The organism is Neisseria sp. P0022.S010 (assembly GCF_051956635.1).
In genome coordinates, this window is the sequence record NZ_JBQCXF010000631.1 from 1 (window position 1) to 1,574 (window position 1,574).

Annotated in this window: 1 protein-coding gene and 1 pseudogene; both read left to right on the forward strand. The window is 51.6% G+C overall.

Annotated elements, in window-relative coordinates; all coding sequences use genetic code 11:
• The first annotated feature begins 2 nt into the window (after positions 1–2).
• Positions 3–752, forward strand: coding sequence for an SIMPL domain-containing protein (locus ACTHUT_RS20140; protein ID WP_250599386.1), 750 nt, complete (start codon positions 3–5; stop codon positions 750–752).
• Between the two features lie 117 nt (positions 753–869).
• Positions 870–1,574 (forward strand): annotated as a pseudogene (locus ACTHUT_RS20145) (1-deoxy-D-xylulose-5-phosphate reductoisomerase); the annotation flags it as partial.

The following is a 1,574-nucleotide window of genomic DNA, read 5'->3' on the forward strand; positions in this document are numbered from 1 at the left end:
TTATGTCCGAACAAAAACAGATTTCATCTTTATCGATTTTGGGCGTATTGTTGGCACTGGGATTGATGGCTGCGGCGTTTATTTTGGGCGTGCAGTTTAAGAATCTGCGCCAACCGGGGACGATTACTGTAAAAGGTTTGGCGGAGAAAAACTTCCAATCCGACAGCGCGACGTGGAATACGGGCGTGAACGCGCACGGCGAGAGCTATCAGGAAGTTTTGGATTTGCTGACGGCAAGACGCAAAAAGCTGTCTAAGTTTTTGGGCGAGCAAGGCTTTACGGCGGCTGAAATGAAAGTGGGTCTGCCTGAAGTGTCGCGCGTTTTCAATGAAACCCGCGACGAACTGGGCAATGTAACCCGCACGCCCAACGGCTACGACGGCGACCTCAATATTGTGGTCAACACCAAAAAACTGGACAAAATCCAAGCCGCCCAGCGCGCCATTTTGAATTTCCGTGCGCAAAACGAATTTATCCGCTTCGACAATCCGCAATATTTGCTGGGCAATTTGGAAACCATCAAACGCGATTTGATCACGCAGGCGACTGAGGATGCGCAGAAACGCGCGGCCGAATTTGCCAAAACCGGCGGCGGCAAAGTGGGCGCCATGCGTTCTGCTTCGCAAGGTTCGTTCAACATCTATGCCGACACCGGCAACAGCGAGGACGACGAGTACGGCGGTTCTTACGATAAAAGCACCGTCGGCAAACAAGTCCGACTGGTTGTTACCATCGAATACGGCATTGAGTAATTCTTTCAGACGGCCTTTTCAGCCGGGAGGCAAAAGGCCGTCTGAAAATTGGAAACGGCAAAGAAATCTATTTCAAACACAATGAATACCGTTTGCACAGCACACAAAGAACACACCATGACACAACAAGTCCTGACCATATTAGGCAGTACCGGCAGCATAGGCGAAAGCACTTTAGACGTTGTCTCCCACCATCCTGAAAAATTCCGCGTGTTCGCGCTGGCAGGGCATAGGCAGGTGGACAAGCTGGCGGCGCAATGCAAACAGTTCCGTCCGGAATATGCCGTTGTCGGCGATGCCGACCATGCCGCCGAGCTGGAAAAGAAACTCAAACAAGAAGGCATCAGTACGCAGGTTTTATATGGTTCTCAAGCCCTGATTGATGTGGCTTCGGCTGATGAAGTCAGCGGCGTAATGTGTGCCATTGTCGGCGCGGCCGGCTTGCCGTCGGCTTTGGCCGCCGCTCAAAAAGGCAAAACCATTTATCTGGCAAACAAAGAAACGCTGGTGGTTTCCGGCGCATTGTTTATGGAAACTGCCCGTCAAAACGGCGCCACCGTCTTACCGATTGACAGCGAACACAATGCCATCTTTCAAGTATTGCCAAGGGATTACACAGGCCGTCTGAATGAGCACGGTATCAATTCGATTATCCTGACCGCGTCGGGCGGCCCCTTCCTTAACACCGATTTAAATACATTTGACAGCATTACGCCCGAGCAGGCGGTCAAGCATCCGAATTGGAGCATGGGGCGCAAAATTTCCGTCGATTCCGCGTCAATGATGAATAAGGGCTTGGAGTTGATTGAGGCGCATTGGCTG

Excerpts from the sequence above, each read along its gene's own strand:
- ACTHUT_RS20140 (WP_250599386.1), top strand. The coding sequence starts at position 3 with ATGTCCGAACAAAAACAGATTTCATCTTTATCGATTTTGGGCGTATTG.